Raw genomic sequence first — 17171 nt, 5'->3', positions numbered from 1 at the left:
CGCGCTACCGCGCTGGTGCGTTTTCGATGACGTCACAGCATCATGATCGGCGAGCAGCGCCGGCCACGGACCTGAAAGCGGCCGCCCCGTAGCGGTCGGTCGCAGGGCGATGACGGTGCTGCGACACGGTCGAAAACCGCTCTGGCCGCGCAGGATGAGGAACGACGGGCGATGAAGGCGGCAACGATATCCCATCGCGCACGCGCGGTGCTGTTCGCGGTGCGGCGGCATGGCAGCGTGTCGCGATCGGCGCTGATCCGCGAAACGGGACTGTCGGGCACCGCGATCTTTCGCGCGACCGAGGAACTGGAGACGGCCGGGCTGGTCCGTGCCGGCGATGCCGTCGCCGCGGGGCGGGGCCAGCCCAGCGCCACCATCCATATCGAACCCGATGCAGCGTTCGCGATCGGCCTGTCGGTGATGACCGACCGCGCCGACGCGGTCCTGATCGACCTTGCCGGCACGGTGCGGGCGCGGCGCGAGGTGACGCTGCCCGGCATGCCGCGCGTGGCGATCCTCGATGCGGCGGCGCACTTTGGTAGCGAGGAACTCGCCCGGGCGAGGATCGACCGGCGTCGCCTGCGCGGGATGGGCGTCGCGGTGGCCGGCTATTTCGTCGGTCCCGGAACCGTCAATCCGGCACCGGAACTCGAAGAATGGGCGCTGGTCGATCTCGACGACGCGATCGCGCGCCATCTGGCGATGCCGGTCGTAGTGGAAAATATCGCCAATGCGGCGACGCTGGGCGAACGGCTGCTCGGCATCGGCGCGCGCTATACCAGCTTCTGCTACGTCAACGTGGCGGCCGGGTTCGGCGCGGGCATCGTGGTGGACGGAACGCTGATGCGCGGACGCCACGGCAATGCAGGGGAAATCGGCGGACTGTTCCTGTCGTCCGGTCGCGTCACGCCCAATCTCGTCACGTTGCAGGAATGCCTCGCCGCGCATGGCGTCCGCTGCGACGGCATTTCCGACATGGTCGCGCGCTTCGACCCGGCATGGCCGGGGGTCGATGCGTGGCTGGCGGAACACCAGTCGTCCTTTTCCTATCTGTTCGGCGCGCTCCGCTTCACGCTCGATTGCGAGGCGCTGATCCTCGGCGGACGGCTTCCGCGCGCGCTTGCCCGGCGGATCGTCGATGCGATCGACTGGCCCGAAAACAACTGGCCGATCCGGCGCGAGCGGCGCGCACCGGCGACGGTGACGGCGGTCGCTAGTCTGGAACCGGAATTGTCCGGCCCGCTGGGCGCGGCGTCGCTGATCTTTCATCGCACGCTGTTCGATTGACGCGGACGATAGCGGCCAACCCCAGACAGGACCCCGCGATCGCGACCAGAGCCGCGACCATCAGCAGCGACGGTGCCGACCACGGATCGGCCAGCGTCGTGCGATAGGGCGAGGTCGCCAGAACCTGCCCCAGCAGCAGCATCGCCGCCGCCTGCGCCAGCTTGGACACGCAGGTAAAGGCCCCGACATGGCGGGTGGCGCGCCCCGCCGCGGCGTGCGTCATCGTCGCCGTCCACAGGATCAGCCACACGCCGCTGGTGCCGACCCCGAAGCCGAGCCCGATCGCCGCCGCCCCGACCGGCCCGCCGCGCGACGGCCCCAGCAGGACGACGACCGCGATCGTCAGCGCCGCTGCGGCCACCACCAGCACGCTGCCGTCGCCGAAGCGGCGTCGGGTGGCGACCCATAGCGGCTGGCTCGCCATGCCGCCGACCGCTGCCCAGAGCAGCAGTCCCATGCCCGCGCCGGCATAGGCGGCGTAATAGGGTTCGAGCGCGCGGAACGCGGCGCAGGCGAGCATCATCACCGCCAGCATGACCAGCACCGTGCGAAACGCGACCGGCCTGTCGGGTGCTTCCTGCAACGACGCGACCGGCCCGGCGGGGCGTCCGGCGGGGCCGCGCACCATCCATGCCGTGGCGCAGACCAGCAGCGCGACGACTCCCGCCCAGACGATCCATGCCGTCAGGCTGCGGCCGCCGATCAACAACGGGGCGGCCAGCACGACCACGGCCAGGCTGGCCAACCCCGAACCGATGTTGCGCCGGGCCAGCAACAGGCACCGCTCCTCTGCCCCGGTGGCGATCAGCGCCACCATCGCGTTCTGCGGCACGTCGATGAAGGGATAGGTGGCGCGAAACGCGAACAGCGTCGTCATCGCCCACGCGACGCGGTGCGCCGGATCAAGGAACGGCGTGGCACAAAACAGCAGGAAGAACAGGCACGTCGCCGGCGCGCCCCACGCCTGACGCCTGATCGCGCGTTGCACATCCAAATCCGAAACGCCCCCCAAAACCCCATCCAGTATCCCGTTGAGGACCAGCGATCCGGCCATCGCGAACCCCATGGTGCGTGCATCCAGGCCACACGCCTCGGTCAGGAAAAATCCGAACAGCAGGGTGCTGGCGTGCCACAACTGGCTCTTGGCGAAGTGCGCCAGAAGATAGGGCATGGTGGCGACCCACCGCGGCGCGGCGGATATCGAGGACCGGCATTCCATCGAGCGGGCCTGCACGCGATCGGTTCGCCTAGCCGGAGGAAAAGCACCTGTGCGTTTCGCGATAGCATCGGTTTGTGCCGGTTTTATGTAGCTGCGTGATCGCGAAACTGCCGGCCGGCGTCGGGTCGTTCGCCGCCCGGCTCGCCAAAATCCATGCGCGGGCGGACTGGTTGGACGAGGTCCAGGCGTTGACCGACGGCAAGCGCGTGGACATCGTCATCGAAACCACCGGCGGAGACACCTTCGACGCCTGAGCGGGAGCAGGGACGATCATGAAGGCGTATCTCCTCGACCGATATGGCAAGGGCCGGGCGCTTCGGCTCGGCGACGTGCCCGATCCGGTACCGGCCGCCGGGCAGGTGCTGATCGAGATTCACGCGACGGCGCTCAACCAGCTCGACGGCAAGCTGCGCGACGGTGCGTTCAAGCCGATCGTCCCCTACAAACCGCCCTTCATCCTCGGGCATGATCTGGCCGGTATCGTCGTCGGCGTCGGGACGGGCGTCCGCCGGTTCAGGGTCGGCGACGCCGTCTATGCCCGGCCGTGCGACCTCCACATCGGCACCTTTGCGGAACGGATCGCGGTCGCCGAAGCCGATGTCGCGGCAAAGCCCGCCAATCTGTCGATGGTCGAAGCGGCGTCGATCCCGCTCGTCGGCCTGACCGCGTGGCAGGTGCTGGTCGAGGTCGCGCGGGTGCAGCCGGGGCAGAAGGTGCTGATCCACGCCGGATCGGGCGGTGTCGGCACGCTCGCGATCCAGATCGCGAACCATCTCGGCGCCAGCGTCGCGACCACCGCCAGCGCGGCCAATGACGATCTGGTCCGCAGCCTCGGTGCCGATACCGTCATCGATTACCGGACGCAGGACTTTTCCGAGATGCTGTCCGGCTATGACGTCGTGCTGAACAGCCTCGACGGCACGACGCTCGAAACGTCGCTGAAGGTGCTCAAGCCCGGCGGCAAGCTGATCTCGATCTCCGGCCCGCCCGATCCCGCCTTCGCCGAAGCGCAGGGGCTCAATATCATCCTGCGCCTCGTGCTGCGGGCCTTGAGCGCGGGCATCCGCCGCAAGGCGAAGCGGGCGGGCATATCCTATTCCTTCCTGTGGATGCACGCCGATGGCGGTCAGCTGGCCGAACTGGGCACGCTGATCGAGCAGGGCGACATCCGGCCGGTGGTCGATCGCATCTTCGCGTTCGACCAGCTCAACGACGCGATGACGTATCTGGAAAGCGGTCGCGCGAAGGGCAAGGTGGTCGTGACCACACCCGCCGGGTCGACCCAGGATGGAAAGGTTTCGACATGACCGAACGGACAGGCTGGACCAGCACCCCCACCCGGACGATCGACGCCGCCGGTACGCATTTCGCGTATCGGCGGCTCCGTCCGTCAGAGGGTGTGCCGCTGGTGCTCCTCAACCACTGGAGCGCCAATCTCGACAATTTCGATCCCGCGATCGTCGATCGGCTGGCGCAGGGTCGCCCGGTCTATGCGCTCGATTATCGCGGCATCGGCCGCTCGGGAGGCGAAGCGCCGGTAACCGTGGCCGGAATGGCGCAGGACATGATCGCCGCGATCCGGGCGCTGGGGCTGAACGCCATCGACCTCATCGGCTTCTCGCTGGGCGGGTTCGTCGCGCAGCAGATCCTGCTCGACGCGCCCGACCTCGTTCGCCGCGCGATCCTTGCCGGCACCGGGCCTGCGGGCGGTACCGGCATCGCCCGGGTCGGCGCGGTCTCGTGGCCGCTGATCGTGAAGGGGCTAATCACCTTCACCGACCCCAAGACGTACATGTTCTTCACCGCCAGCGCGAACGGACGCAGCGCGGCCAAGGCGTTCGTCGACCGGCTCGCGCTGCGCACGTCCGACCGCGACACATCGGTCGGCATTGGCGCCGTGCTGCGGCAACAAAAGGCGATCAAGGCGTGGGGGCAGCAATCGCCGCAGCCGCTCGACTCGATCCGCATCCCGGTGCTGGTCGCCAATGGCGATCACGACATCATCGTGCCGAGTGAGAATTCCCGCGACCTGGCGCGCCGCATTCCCGGTGCCGAGATCGTCCTGTATCCGGATGCAGGCCATGGCGGCATCTTCCAGTATCACGACGCCTTCACCGAACGGGCGATCGCCTTCCTCGACGAATGACCGGTTCGGGTTGACGCCCCTACCCGTCCGTCGCGCCCATTCCCGGGGCCGGCGGACGGGAAAGGTTCGCGATGACCGACCCAGCCGCCGTGCCCGTGTCGCGACAGGGTCGCGCCACTAGGCGGGGAAGCAGGACGGAATGATCCGGCACCGCTCCCCGCCCCTTCCATGTCACCCGGCGGTTGCGACCTCGCCGGTTCCGGCAGCCGCCTGCGGCGACCGGATCCTGAACCAGATCGCGTAGAGCGCGGGCAGGAACACCAGCGTCAGCACCGTGCCGCCGATCGTCCCGCCGATCAGCGTGAACGCCAGCGACCCCCAGAAGACCGAGAAGGTCAGCGGAATGAAGGCGAAGACCGCCGCGAGCGCGGTGAGGATCACCGGCCGGGCGCGCTGCACCGTCGCCTCGACCAGCGCATCATAGGGCTTTAGCCCGTCCGCCTCGTTGCTGTGGATCTGCCCGATCAGGATCAGTGTGTTGCGCATGATGATCCCCGCCAGGCCGATCAGCCCCAGGATCGCGTTGAACCCGAACGGCTGGCCGAACAGCAACAGCGTCGGCACCACCCCCACCAGCGCCAGCGGCGCGGTGAGCAGGACCATCGCCATCGCCGCGATCGAGCGGACCTGGAAGATGATGACGATCATCATCAGGATCAGCATGACCGGGAACACCTTGGCCAGCGCGGCATTGGCCTTGGCGGCTTCCTCCAGCGCCGCGCCGGCGGTGATGGTATAGCCTGCGGGCAGGCCGTCGATCAGCGGCTTCAGCTGTTGCAGCACCTCGCCCGCGATCTGGGGAGGCTGGACGCCATTGCCGACATCGCCGCGCACCGTGATCGTCGGAACCCGGTCGTACCGCCGCAGGATCGGGGCCTCCATGCGGATTTCGATCCGCCCGACCTGCGACAGGGGCACGCGCTCGCCGCCCTTGCCCTTCAGCGTCAGGCTGTCGAGCCGCGCGGGATCGAGGCGCTCGCTCCCGCCGCTGCGCGCAACCACGGCGACCGACCGGATGTCCTCGCGGACCTCGGTCACGGTGGTTCCGGTCAGCAGCATCTGCAACTGATCGGCGACGTCGCGCGAGGTCAGGCCGAACGCGCCCAGCCGGTCCTGGTCGATCGCGACGTGCAGGACCGGCACGCGCTCGCCCCAGTCGCTATTGACCTGCCGCAGCGACGGGTTGGCACGCATCACGGTCGCGACCTTGTCGGCAAGGCTGCGCACCATCTGCGGATCGGGGCCGCCGACGCGGAAGGCCACCGGGAACGGGAAGGGAGGGCCGAACACGATCTGCGTCACGCGCACCCGCGCTTCGGGTGCCAGCCCCGCCGCCGCCGCGATCCGCGCACGCCGCATCAGTTCCTCGCGCTGCTTCGCATCCTCGGTCAGCACCACGATCTTCGCGAACGACGGATCGGGCAGCTCGGGCGAGATGTTGAGCACGAAGCGCGGTGCGCCCTGCCCGACATAGGTCGTGACGATCTTCGCCTCGGGTTGCTGACGCAGCCAGCGTTCGACCTTCACCGCCGCCGCTTGGGTCGCGCCGATCGTCGTACCTTCGGGCATCTGGATCTCGACCAGCACCTCGGGCCGATCGGAAACGGGAAAGAATTGCTGGTTCACCAGCCCCAGCCCCAGAATCGCAACGACGAACATGCCGGCGACGGCAGCGACCGCCAGCCCCTTGCGCTCGACGATACGCGCGATCAGCCGGCGCAGACGACGATAATTGGGGGTGTCGTAGATGGTCGCATGGCCCCCTTCGATCCGGGGGATGTCGGGCAGCAGCTTGACGCCGATATAGGGCGTGAAGGCGACCGCGACCAACCATGACGTCAGCAGCGCGAACATCACGACCCAGAAGATGTTGCCGGCATATTCGCCCGCGCTGGATTTGGCGAAGCCGACCGGCATCAGCCCGATTGCGGTGACCAGCGTGCCCGCCAGCATCGGCGCGGCGGTATGCCCCCAGGCCCAGGTCGATGCCTCGATCCGGCTGACGCCCTCCTGCATCTTCACCACCATCGCCTCGATGATGATGATCGCATCGTCGACCAGCAGGCCCAGAGACAGGATCAGCGCGCCGAGCGTGATCCTGTCGAAATCGCGGCCCGTCGCCAGCATGATGATGAACACCCCCGCCAGCGTCAGCGGCACCGCAGCCGCCACGACCACGCCGACCCGCCAGCCGAGGCTGAGCAAGCTGATCGCGATCACGACCGCCAGCGCCACGAAGAATTTGAGCATGAATTCGCCATACGCTTCGGCGATGTTCACCGACTGGTCGGTGATCTTCGTGAAGCTGACGCCCAGCGGCAGTTCGCCGGCGATCGCGGTGGTCGCCGCATCGAGGTCCTTGCCCAGTTGCAGGCCGTTATAGCGTTCCTTCATCACGACACCGAGTTCGAGCGTCGGTTCCCCCTGATGCCGGATGAGATAGGTCGCCGGGTCCTCGTACCCGCGCTTGATCTCGGCGACGTCGCGCAGCAGCAGCGTGCGGCCATCGACAACGATCGGCGTCGTCCCGATCGCCTCGACCGAGTCGAACGGCCCGTCCAGCCGCACCTGCACCTGCGGCCCGTGCGTGTCGATCGATCCCGCCGCGGTCAGCAGGTTGCGGTCGCGCAGCGCGCCCAGCACGTCGGTGGGTGCCAGCCCCAGCGTCGACAGCCGGTCCGCCGACAGGTTGACGAAGATGCGCTCGGGCCGCTCGCCGATCAGCAGCACTTTCTTGACGCCCGGCACGCGCAGCAGGCGATTGCGGATCGTCTCCGCCTCGCGCAACAGCAACCGGGGCGGCACGTCGCGGGCCTTCAGCGCATAGAGCGTGAAGGTGACGTCGCCGAATTCGTCGTTGACCAGCGGCCCGACGACGCCGCGCGGCAGCTTCGGCGTCTCGTCGATCAGCTTCTTGCGCGCCTGATACATTTGTTCAGGGACCTGGTCCGGCGGGGTCGTGTCCTTCAACCAGAGCTGGGTAAAGGCATAGCCGGGGCGCGTGAACGTCTCGCTGCGGTCATACCATGTCAGTTCCTGCATCCGCTTTTCCAGCGGTTCGGCGACCTGGTCCTGCATTTCCTGCGCGGTGGCACCGGGCCAGACGGTCGTGAAGGTCATCACCTTGATCGTGAAACTCGGATCTTCCGCGCGACCGAGATTGAGGAACGCGAACAGCCCGGCGATCGAGATGGCGATGATGAGGAACAGCGTGATCGGCCGCTCGCGGACCGCCAGTGCCGACAGGTTGAACCCGCCGCTCACAGGGCACCGTCGCGGCCGTCGGCCACCCGGACCTCTTCGCCCTGATGCAGCAGATGCGCACCCATCGCCACGAACCGGTCCCCTGCGTTCAGCCCGCCGCTGATCTGCGCGGTTTCCTCGCCAAGTCCCGCGATCCGGACCGGTCGCCAGGTGACGCGCCGACCACGTGCTCCGACCACCCAGACGCCCGGCCCGCGACCTGCGTCGTGCAGGGCCGACAGCGGCACCTGTATCGCCGCATCGCCCGTCGCTCCCGGTAACGTGATCCGCACCGTGGCACCAAGCGGCGCGGTCGCCGCCGCGCCTTGCAGCACATAGCGCGCCTCGAACGTCCGGGTGCGCGGATCGGCGGAGGAGGACAATTGGCGAAGCCGTGCCGCGCTCTCGCTGCCGCCATCGTACAGCGTCGCGCGCGCGACCGATCCGATGGCAGGGCGGACCGATTCGGGCAGGCTGACCGTCGCCTCGCGCGGGCCAGCCTCGGCGACCTGCACCACCGGCTGCCCCGCGGCGACGACCTGTCCCGGTTCGGCCAGCGTCGCGACGACGACGCCGTCGGCGGTCGATCGTAAGACCGCGTAATCGGCGGCATTGCCCGCGATGCGCGCCTGTGCCTGTGCCGCGCGCAACTGCGCCTGCGCCGACAGCGATGCCGCCTTCATCTGATCGTAGGTCGAGGCCGACACCGCGCCCGCCGCCACCAGGTCGCGATAGCGCCGCTCGTCCGCCGCGGCCCGTTCCGCCTGCGCGCGGGCGGCATCGACCGTCTGCGCCTGCGACGCGGTCTGGAGCAGCAGATCGGTCGGGTCCATCCGCATCAGGATCTGCCCGCGCCGGACCCGCTGACCGACATTCACCAGCCGCTGCGTCACCTTTCCGGCAACGCGAAAGCCGATGTCGCTCTGCACGCGCGCCGATACGACCCCGGTGAAATAGCGGCCGTTCCCGGCAGCCGGCGCGGCGACCGCCACGCGGACCAGCGGCGGCGCGGTACGCGGGTCCGCCTCCTGCTTGCCGCATCCGGCAAGGAACAGGGCGGGCGCACTCAGAACAAGGGCGTTGGCAAGCGAGGAGCGGCGGAACATGGCGACATCTTTCGACGAAAGGATATCGCTCGATAGCCGAAGTGACCGTATTGTCAATTGGTCACGAGTAACTCACCGCGATGGTGCGTTCAGGGGGCGAGGCTGCGCAGGACCAGACTGATCATCTCGTTCGCGCCCCGCGGCAGGTCGTCCAGTTTATATTGCAGCATCACCGGGTTCGCGAAGGGCTCCATCGCGCCCACGATCGCGCGGCAGGTTTCGTCGAGCGGCGTCTTGCGCTCGAATTCCCCCGCCGCCCGCCCCTCGACGATGATGTCGGACAACAGACCCACCAAACGTTCGATATAGGCTTGCGAACTCGGCCATTTCTCGATCGAGGAATGGACGGCGATTTCATAGATGCGCCGGTCCTGCGCGAACAGTTCGACGCTTCTGCCAACCAATGTCTCGGCGAAAAGGCGCAATTTCTCGGTCGCAGAACTGCCCCTCTCGACCGCGCCCCGCACATCGCCGAAGATCGATTCGAGACATTGGCCGCAAATCGCCTGTCCGATCGCCTGCTTCGAATCAAAGAACTTGTAGATATAGGCCTTCGAAAATCCGATGGCCTTGGCCAGATCGGACACGGTGGTCTTGCCATATCCGTAATGACTGAAATGCTCATAGGCGGCCGCCACGATCTGATCGCGCGTCGCGTGGTCGGTCGGGCCCCGCTGGCCGGGCAAGCTCATGATATGCGGTTCATTCATCCGTGCATCATATCGCCTGACGGCCAACTTGACAACGAGTGACCAATAATGACATTAGAAACCAACTTTATCGATTGGACCGCCATGCCGCGCGCTCGTTCTGCCCTCCTCCTTGCGCCTCTGCTCATCATGGCAGGTTGCGCGACGGGGCCAGCGTATCAGCGGCCGCAGGTCGCGGTGCCCGCCCGTTTCCACAACGCGGATGCCATCGACGCGCGCCCCGCCTCGACGCCGGTCGACCTCGTCACCTGGTGGCGCGGCTTCAACGATCCGACGATGGTGACCCTTGTCGAGGAAGCGTTGCGCAACAACCTCGACATCGCGCAGGCGGCTGCTCGCGTGCAGCAGGCGCGGGCGGGACTGCGCGCCGCCAACGCGGCGTTGCTGCCGAGCGGACAGGGTACCGCCAATGCGACCTATCAGTCGCAATCGCTGGAAACGCCCGTCGGGCGCGCGCTCAGCGCAGCATCAGGTTTTGAACGGAGCACCGGTCTATATGATGCCGGTGTCGGCGCGAGTTGGGAACCCGACGTCTTCGGCGGCCTTCGCAACGGCCAGACCGCGGCGCGTGCGGACTATGCGATGTCGCGTGCCGAGGTGTCGGGCGTACGGATTTCCGTCGCGGCGCAGACGGCCGAAACCTATCTGACGATCCGCGGCCTTCAGCAACGTCTCGCGATCGCGGTCGAACAGGTCGAAACCCAGCGCCGTCTCGTCGCGATCGTCGATCTTCAATTCCGCAAGGGGGTCGCCGCCGAACTGCAACTGCGTCAGGCGGAGGGCGCGTATCAACAGGTCGCCGCCACGCTGCCCGGACTGCGCATCGCGTTGGAAACCGCGATGAATGCGATGGACGTGCTGACCGGCCAGCAACCGGGTACGCATCATGCGGCGCTGGCAAGCGTCGAACCGATCCCCGTCGCACCAAAAATTTCGGATGCGGGCGGCCCCGCCGACCTGTTCCGCCGTCGCCCCGACCTGATCGCCGCCGAACAGCGCCTGATCGCGAGCAATGCCCGGATCGGATCGGCGCTCGCCGAATATTACCCGAAGTTTTCGCTGAGCGGACTGGTCGGTACCGCGACCACGGCCGTCGGCGGGCTGTTCGGATCGGCTGCCACGCAGGGGCAGGGCATCCTCGGCCTGCGCTGGCGTTTGTTCGATTTCGGCCGGGTCGATGCCGAGGTCGCGGCGGCGCGCGGGCGCGATGCGGAGGCGCTGGCCGCCTACCGCCTCGCCGTCGTCAGGGCGTCGGAAGATGTCGAGAACGCGTTCGCTGCCGTCGCCGAACGGGAGAGTCAGATCCGAACCCTGCAACAGGGCGAAACCGCACTCGACCGCGCACGATTCGCCTCCTTGGCGGCGTATAAGGGCGGCGTCGTCAGCCTCATCGAGGTGCTCGACGCGGAAAACCGCCTGCTCGCCACGCGCGACGCTGCGGCGCAGGCGCGGGTGCAGTCCGCACAAGCCGCCGTCGCGGCATTCCGGGCGTTGGGCGGCGGGTGGTCGCCGACCGAAGACACCGTCGCATCGAAATAAAAGAACGGTCGGCGGATCGCAGGGCAGGTCGGGCGGTGCCGGCGCGCCCTGCCGCCGCGATCAATTGCCGCTGCGGATGAGGCATCATAGCCTGATAGCTCCTGCTGGTACCGGCCAGCGGTCGATGGCGACAGGATGCATATTCGGGTATCCATCCCGGCCTCCACGTCATCGAAAGACCGATCATGAAGCTCAGCGCACGCAACCAGATTTCCGGCACGATCACCGCGATCACCCCGGGGGCCGTAAACGGCTCGATCAAGGTCGACATCGGCGGCGGCAACATCGTCACCGCCAACATCACCGAAGAAGCCATCGCCGATCTCGGGCTGGCGACCGGCGAGACGGTGACCGTCATCATCAAGGCCAGCGACGTGATGATCGGCAAGTAGGATGAAGCTCGGCCCCTTCTGGCTCAAGATCCAGATCGCCTGCGGCGATGCGCTGGCCATGGGGCCGGGCAAGGCCGACCTGCTGGAAGCGATCGTCGCCGAAGGTTCGATCAGCGCCGCGGGTCGTGCGCTTGGCATGAGCTATCGCCGGGCCTGGCTGCTGGTCGACGAAATGAACCGGTGCTTCGATCCGGTGCTGGTCGAAACGATCAAGGGCGGCGGCCGGGAACGCGGCGCGAAGGTCAGTGCGACCGGCCTCGCCGTCCTCGAAGCCTATCGCGAAATGGAGCGCGAGGCCGCCACCATCGCCGAGCGCCCGGCCTATCGCCGCCTGCGCGCCCATCTGCGTGCCGAGCCGGTCACCAACGGCTGAACGCACGCCGATCGAGCGGCGAGCGCCAACTCTCTATATACGGCTAAATACATCCTCGATATACGCCCGAACATAATGCGGCCACGTGGACCGCAAAAAGGGGTGTTCATCGATGTCGAAGCGGTTCGCAGTGCTGTTCTGCGCCACGGCCATGCCTGCGTTCAGCGTTCCGGCCATCGCCCAGACGGTCGCGACGGACGCATCGCAAGGCACCGCTGACGATGCAGCCGATGACGGCCTCCCCGAGGTCGTCGTCACCGCACGTCGCCGGGCGGAGGATGCGCAGCGTGTGCCCGCCGCCTTGTCGGTGGTCGGCGGCGACCTGATCGACCGGAGCTATACGGTCAATACGCAGGGGCTGACGACGCTGATTCCGACGCTGAACTACAGCTCGGCCAACCCCCGCAACACCGCCTTCACCATCCGCGGGCTTGGTTCCAGCGTCGTGGCGGTCAGCCAGGCAAATGACGGGCTGGAGCCGGGCGTCGGCTTCTATGTCGATCAGGTCTATCACGCCCGCCCCGCCACCGCCGCGTTCGACTTCGCCGATATCGAGCAGGTCGAGGAATTGCGCGGACCGCAGGGCACGCTGTTCGGCAAGAACACTACGGCGGGCGCGCTCAACATCACCACCCGCGCGCCGACCTTCACCCGGGAAGGCTTTGCCGAACTGTCCTATGGCGACTATAATTTCGTGCAGGCGAAGGGCTGGGCGTCGGGACCGATCACCGACACCATCGCCTATCGCATCTCGGGCGTGCCGACGCGGCGCGACGGGGTGCTCGACAATGTTCGCACGGGGCGCGATGCCAACACGATCGGGACGCAGGCGGTGCGGGGGCAGTTGCTGTTCAAGCCCGACGACGCGATCCAGATGCGGGTCATCGCCGACTTCACGAATTTTCAGGCCTATTGCTGCGGGCAAGTATATCTGCGCACCGGCACCAGCTTGCGCGCCGCCAACCGTCAGTTCGGTGGGCCGAACGGTCTGGCTGCGCAGTTCGGCTATGCGCCCCCCAGCACTAATATCTACGACCGCAAGACCGATATTGATGGCCCGCTCGGCGTCGATACCAACGAAGGCGGCGTCAGCGCGATCACCGACTGGAATCTCGGGCCGGTCACGCTGACGTCGGTCAGCGCGTGGCGCTTCTGGAACTGGGATGCGGAGAACGACCGCGACTATACCGGCTTGCCCGTACAGCTGTCGCAGCACATCCCGTCGCGACAGGACCAATATAGTCAGGAGTTGCGGCTCGCCTCGAACGGCACCGGGCCGCTGTCCTATGTCGTCGGCCTCTATGGCTTTCGGCAGCGGCTGACCGGGCGGCCGATCAGCATCTACGGTCCCGCGGCGGCGCGTTACCTGATCGGGACGGTGACCGGGACCACGCCGGTGCCGTCCAACCTGCTCGACGGCTATGGGCAGGACGGCAGCACCGACTTCCGCAGCTTGAGCTACGCCGCGTTCGGCGAGGTCAATTATCGCTTCCTCGATCGTCTGACCGCGACGGTCGGCCTGCGCTACACGCAGGAGGACAAGGACGGTTATTACATTACCGCCGTGTCGGGCGGTCTGGCCACCACCAACGCCGCGCTCATCAACGCCCGTCTCGGCGTGCTGCGCCCGCAAAGCTATGAGGCGCATGACCGCGACGGCAGCCTGTCGGGGCGCGGCAACCTCGCGTGGCAGGTAACCGACACGACGATGGCCTATGTCAGCTATGCGCGCGGCTTCAAATCGGGCGGCATCAACATGTCGGGGCTACCGCTCGACGGCAACAACCGGCCGGTGCTGGCGACCGCGGTCGTCCGTCCCGAACGCAACGAGACCTACGAGATCGGCGTCAAGAACACGCTGTTGACAACCGCCTGATCTTCAACATCGACGGCTTCTACACCAAGGTCCGCGATTTTCAGGCAACGGTGGTCGAAAATTCGCTGACCCAGACGGTGCAGCTGCGCGGCTATCTGTCCAACATTCCGCAGGTGACGGTGAAGGGGATCGAGGCGGACGTGACGGCGCTGATCCTGCCGGGGCTGAGCGCGCGGACCAGCGTCGCCTATTCCGACGGCGACTATACCGACTATCCCGCCGGTCCCTGCCCGCTGGAGGTGCAGACCGCTGCCACCACGCGGTGCAGCCTGACCGGTCGCCGCCTCGCCTCGTTGCCGCGCTTCGCGATCACCGCCGGGCTGGATTACCGGCGGCCGGTCGGCACCGGGCAGATTTTGCTCCATGTCGACACCGGTTCGCGCAGCGGCTTCAACGGCGATCCCAGCCTCTCGCGCTTCACCTATATCCGCGGCTACAACCTGACCAACGCCAATATCGGCTATCGCTTCGCCGACGGGACCGAGGCGATCCTGTGGGCGCGCAACCTGCTCGACGCCGACTATATCCAGAACCTGACGATCCAAGCGGGCAATTCGGGTTTGATCGTCGGGACGCCGAGCGACCCGCGCACCATCGGCGCGACGATCCGCTTCCGCGTGTAGCACGCCACGGCGGGCGAAACCGGACGACAGCCAGCAAGACAGGCCAGGAACGGGCAGCCGGTCAAACACCGGTCGGTTTTCAGGTCCGGGCGGATGGGAAACAGAGGTCAGATCACCAAGGATGAACCTCCCATCCGGCCAGTTTTATCGCTTTCAAAATATAGTGTTACACAATGTTTCCGTTAGCGCGGAATTAACCGTCGCAGCCCTAAGCCATGACTTCCTGAAAACCGGTGGGGCTGGACGACGTCGTAGATTATTCGTGGCAGGTTTCGACAAGGTGGGTTTGTAGGCAACCCCTGTCGATGCGGTACCCCTGCGCGTCCGATTAAGATCGATGGCACTTGGCACCGTATCTCAATGGGCTTGCTCTATGAAACGCCTCTTCTGCGTTGGCACCTCGATGTCCGCGCTCTTGCTCTCCGCGCCCGTATTCGCCCAAGGCAATCCGGCGGACGAGAGCGAAATCCTCTCGCTGTTGCGCGCGCAGGCAAGCGAAATCGCCATGCTGCGGGCGCGGCTCGAAGCGCTCGAAGGCAGGCCGCCTGCTGCCGCCGTCGTTCCGATGGCGGCCGCCGATACGCCGGCGCCGCGCCAGCAGGCGTCGACCGCCGCGGCATCCACTATCGGCCATGACAGCGAAACCGTGTCCTTCGCCCCACAGATCATTCCGGCAAGCCCGGCCGAACAGACCGTGGCACAGGCACGCGCCGCTGCCATGAACCCATCGGGGGTCACCACCGAATGGCGTGGCGGATTGCCGATATTCCACTCGGCCGACGGCAAATACACGTTCAAGATGCGCGGCCGGATCATCAATCATGTCAGCTCGACCTTCGGGTCCGGCTATGACGCGCGCAACATCACGACCACCGGCGCCCGCGCGCTGCGCATCGGTATCGAGGGTGCCATCGGGACGCACTTCTTCTACCAGTTCGAAAACGACTTTGCCGACAACGTGTCCGATGTCGGCACGATGTTCGTCGGTTGGCGCAACGACATCGGGCAGATGTCCTACGACGTCCGCTTCGGCAACATGTTCAACGATCGCAGCTTCGAAGGGTCGAGCGGGTCGGACGCGCCGCCGTTCCTCGAACGGAACGTCGTCGCGACCTCGATCATCCCGCAGCGTGGCTTCTACGGCATCGCACTGATGCCGCGGATCTTCTGGAACAGCGGTCACGCGTCGATCACGCTCAGCGGCGACAATGTCGATGCCAATCAGAGCGTGTCGGACAGCCGGACCGTCCTCGCGCGCGCGCACTGGAACCCGCTCAAGACCGATCGGTCGATCGTCCATCTCGGGCTGTGGGGCTTCGATGAAAAGCTGGCCAACGGGCCGGGTTCGCTGACCCGCAACACCGTGATCGGCGGACGTTTCAACAGCCTGTTGCGGGTTTCGACCGGCACGCTGACCGGCGGAACCGGCACCACCGGCTATGGCGCCGAACTCGGCGGCTATTCGGGCCCGTTCTGGGTCATGGGCGAAGCGGGCGAGCGCCATGCACGCCTGAGCGGCGGGCGCGACGATCTGCTCACGCGGGCGTGGAGCCTGTCGGGCGGCTGGTTCGTCACCGGCGAGCTGCCGCCGTATAACCCGCGGCTCGGCACGTTCGCACAGCCGCGCGTCCTGCGCCCGGTGTTCGACGGCGGGCCGGGGGCCATCGAATTGCTGACGCGGTACGAGAATCTCGATTATAGCGGCGTCGCGACCGGCGGCAACGGATCGGCGGTGACCGCCGGGGTGAACTGGTATCTCGACAGCATCATCCGCTTGCAGTTCAACCTGATCCACTGGAACACCGACAATCGCGCCGGTGCGTTTGTCGGCAAGGACAATGGCGAGACCGTCACCGGCGGGATCGGCGTCACCTTCTGATCGTCAGTCGCACAGGCGGGCTGCGCACAGGGTCTGCCCGTGCGCGCCTTCCCCACCAGCGGGGCCGGCAAATTGCTCGGCCGCGCCATCGCCGCAGTTTGCGTTGCGTGTCTCGATGGCGACGGAAGGGCTGCGAGGCAATTTCGGCTCACGCTACGGCGAGTTGCGTTGCCTGAGCGCGACACGGCGCGCTGTCTGCGCTGCAATGTTGTTGTCGCTTTCGAGGTGCCCGTGACGCACAAGCGGCAGCTGCTGACGACGGGGTCGGTTCGTGGCGCAACCCCGGGTCTGTCGGGCCAGNTGCAATGTTGTTGTCGCTTTCGAGGTGCCCGTGACGCACAAGCGGCAGCTGCTGACGACGGGGTCGGTTCGTGGCGCAACCCCGGGTCTGTCGGGCCAGCGCCCCGGCACGATATCGCGTATCTTGCGTACGTCCGAGGCGAACCGGCGCATAGGTACCGTTTGAATGCCCTTGGCGGTCATGTTGCCCGTTGCGACACCCACCTAAAACTCGCCGTGCAACCTGCGCCCGACCCGTTGTCTGCAGATTTGCATTCGGGCGGTAGGCGGCAAACTTTCCGCAGCGCTCGTACCTTCGTCAAAGACGGCAAGCGAGCGGCAAACCCGACCGAGGGGTGTGGCGTGTATTGGAGGCTGGCGTCTGCGGTTGGCGCGTGTCTGGAACGCCCGACAGCCCCGTCTTTGTTGAGACGGGGCTGTCGGTATGTTTGGTATGGTTGCGGGGACAGGATTTGAACCTGTGACCTTCAGGTTATGA

General features: G+C 66.7%; 12 protein-coding genes and 1 pseudogene. 9 read left to right on the top strand and 4 right to left on the bottom strand.

Features of this window, described 5'->3' with window-relative positions:
* Positions 1-171: 171 nt before the first annotated feature.
* The gene (locus ASE50_RS09130; protein WP_056398913.1) at positions 172-1287 is read left to right on the top strand and encodes an ROK family transcriptional regulator; all 1116 of its coding nucleotides are present in this window, start codon (positions 172-174) and stop codon (positions 1285-1287) included.
* Here the strand turns inward: ASE50_RS09130 and ASE50_RS09125 are convergent.
* Positions 1214-2458: an MFS transporter gene (locus ASE50_RS09125; RefSeq protein ID WP_162236185.1), complete on the bottom strand. Its 1245-nt coding sequence runs from the start codon at positions 2456-2458 to the stop codon at positions 1214-1216. The two genes, ASE50_RS09130 and ASE50_RS09125, sit on opposite strands and share 74 nt — an antisense overlap.
* Positions 2459-2601: 143 nt before the next feature.
* Between ASE50_RS09125 and ASE50_RS18790 the strand changes: the two genes are divergently transcribed.
* The 3 genes from ASE50_RS18790 to ASE50_RS09115 are packed head-to-tail and all read left to right on the top strand — an operon-like array spanning position 2602 to position 4652.
* Positions 2602-2760: a hypothetical protein gene (locus tag ASE50_RS18790; protein ID WP_156347380.1), complete on the top strand. Its 159-nt coding sequence runs from the start codon at positions 2602-2604 to the stop codon at positions 2758-2760.
* A gap of 18 nt (positions 2761-2778) precedes the next feature.
* Positions 2779-3813, top strand: coding sequence for an NADP-dependent oxidoreductase (locus ASE50_RS09120; RefSeq protein ID WP_056398906.1), 1035 nt, complete (start codon positions 2779-2781; stop codon positions 3811-3813).
* A complete protein-coding gene (locus tag ASE50_RS09115; protein WP_056398904.1) occupies positions 3810-4652 on the top strand; it encodes an alpha/beta fold hydrolase in 843 nt (280 codons plus the stop codon). Before ASE50_RS09120 ends, ASE50_RS09115 begins: the two co-directional genes overlap by 4 nt.
* Before the next feature lie 171 nt (positions 4653-4823).
* Here the strand turns inward: ASE50_RS09115 and ASE50_RS09110 are convergent, their stop codons facing one another.
* The 3 genes from ASE50_RS09110 to ASE50_RS09100 form a co-directional block, all read right to left on the bottom strand.
* Positions 4824-7916, bottom strand: coding sequence for an efflux RND transporter permease subunit (locus ASE50_RS09110; protein ID WP_056398900.1), 3093 nt, complete (start codon positions 7914-7916; stop codon positions 4824-4826).
* A complete protein-coding gene (locus tag ASE50_RS09105) occupies positions 7913-9001 on the bottom strand; it encodes an efflux RND transporter periplasmic adaptor subunit (RefSeq protein ID WP_056398897.1) in 1089 nt (362 codons plus the stop codon). Before ASE50_RS09105 ends, ASE50_RS09110 begins: the two co-directional genes overlap by 4 nt.
* Before the next feature lie 89 nt (positions 9002-9090).
* The gene (locus tag ASE50_RS09100; protein ID WP_056398894.1) at positions 9091-9711 is read right to left on the bottom strand and encodes a TetR/AcrR family transcriptional regulator; all 621 of its coding nucleotides are present in this window, start codon (positions 9709-9711) and stop codon (positions 9091-9093) included.
* A gap of 84 nt (positions 9712-9795) precedes the next feature.
* Here ASE50_RS09100 and ASE50_RS09095 point away from each other — a divergent pair, with 84 nt between their 5' ends.
* From ASE50_RS09095 to ASE50_RS09075, 5 genes and pseudogenes are all read left to right on the top strand, one after another.
* Positions 9796-11250, top strand: coding sequence for an efflux transporter outer membrane subunit (locus ASE50_RS09095; protein WP_056398890.1), 1455 nt, complete (start codon positions 9796-9798; stop codon positions 11248-11250).
* Between the two features lie 185 nt (positions 11251-11435).
* Positions 11436-11642, top strand: a complete 207-nt coding sequence (locus ASE50_RS09090; RefSeq protein ID WP_056398887.1) for a TOBE domain-containing protein — start codon at positions 11436-11438, stop codon at positions 11640-11642.
* Between the two features lies 1 nt (position 11643).
* Complete coding sequence (locus tag ASE50_RS09085; protein ID WP_056398881.1) at positions 11644-12015, top strand: winged helix-turn-helix domain-containing protein; 372 nt, start codon at positions 11644-11646, stop codon at positions 12013-12015.
* A gap of 112 nt (positions 12016-12127) precedes the next feature.
* Positions 12128-14514 (top strand): annotated as a pseudogene (locus ASE50_RS09080) (TonB-dependent receptor).
* A 403-nt stretch (positions 14515-14917) separates the two neighbouring features.
* Entirely contained in the window at positions 14918-16393 is a 1476-nt protein-coding gene (locus ASE50_RS09075) for an OprO/OprP family phosphate-selective porin (RefSeq protein ID WP_156347379.1), read from the top strand.
* The last annotated feature ends 778 nt before the right edge of the window (positions 16394-17171 follow it).

This window comes from Sphingomonas sp. Leaf5 (assembly GCF_001421155.1).
In the GTDB taxonomy this organism is placed as follows: domain Bacteria; phylum Pseudomonadota; class Alphaproteobacteria; order Sphingomonadales; family Sphingomonadaceae; genus Sphingomonas.
Note: the sequence above shows the minus strand (reverse complement) of the source record. Positions and strands in the feature narration are given on the sequence as shown.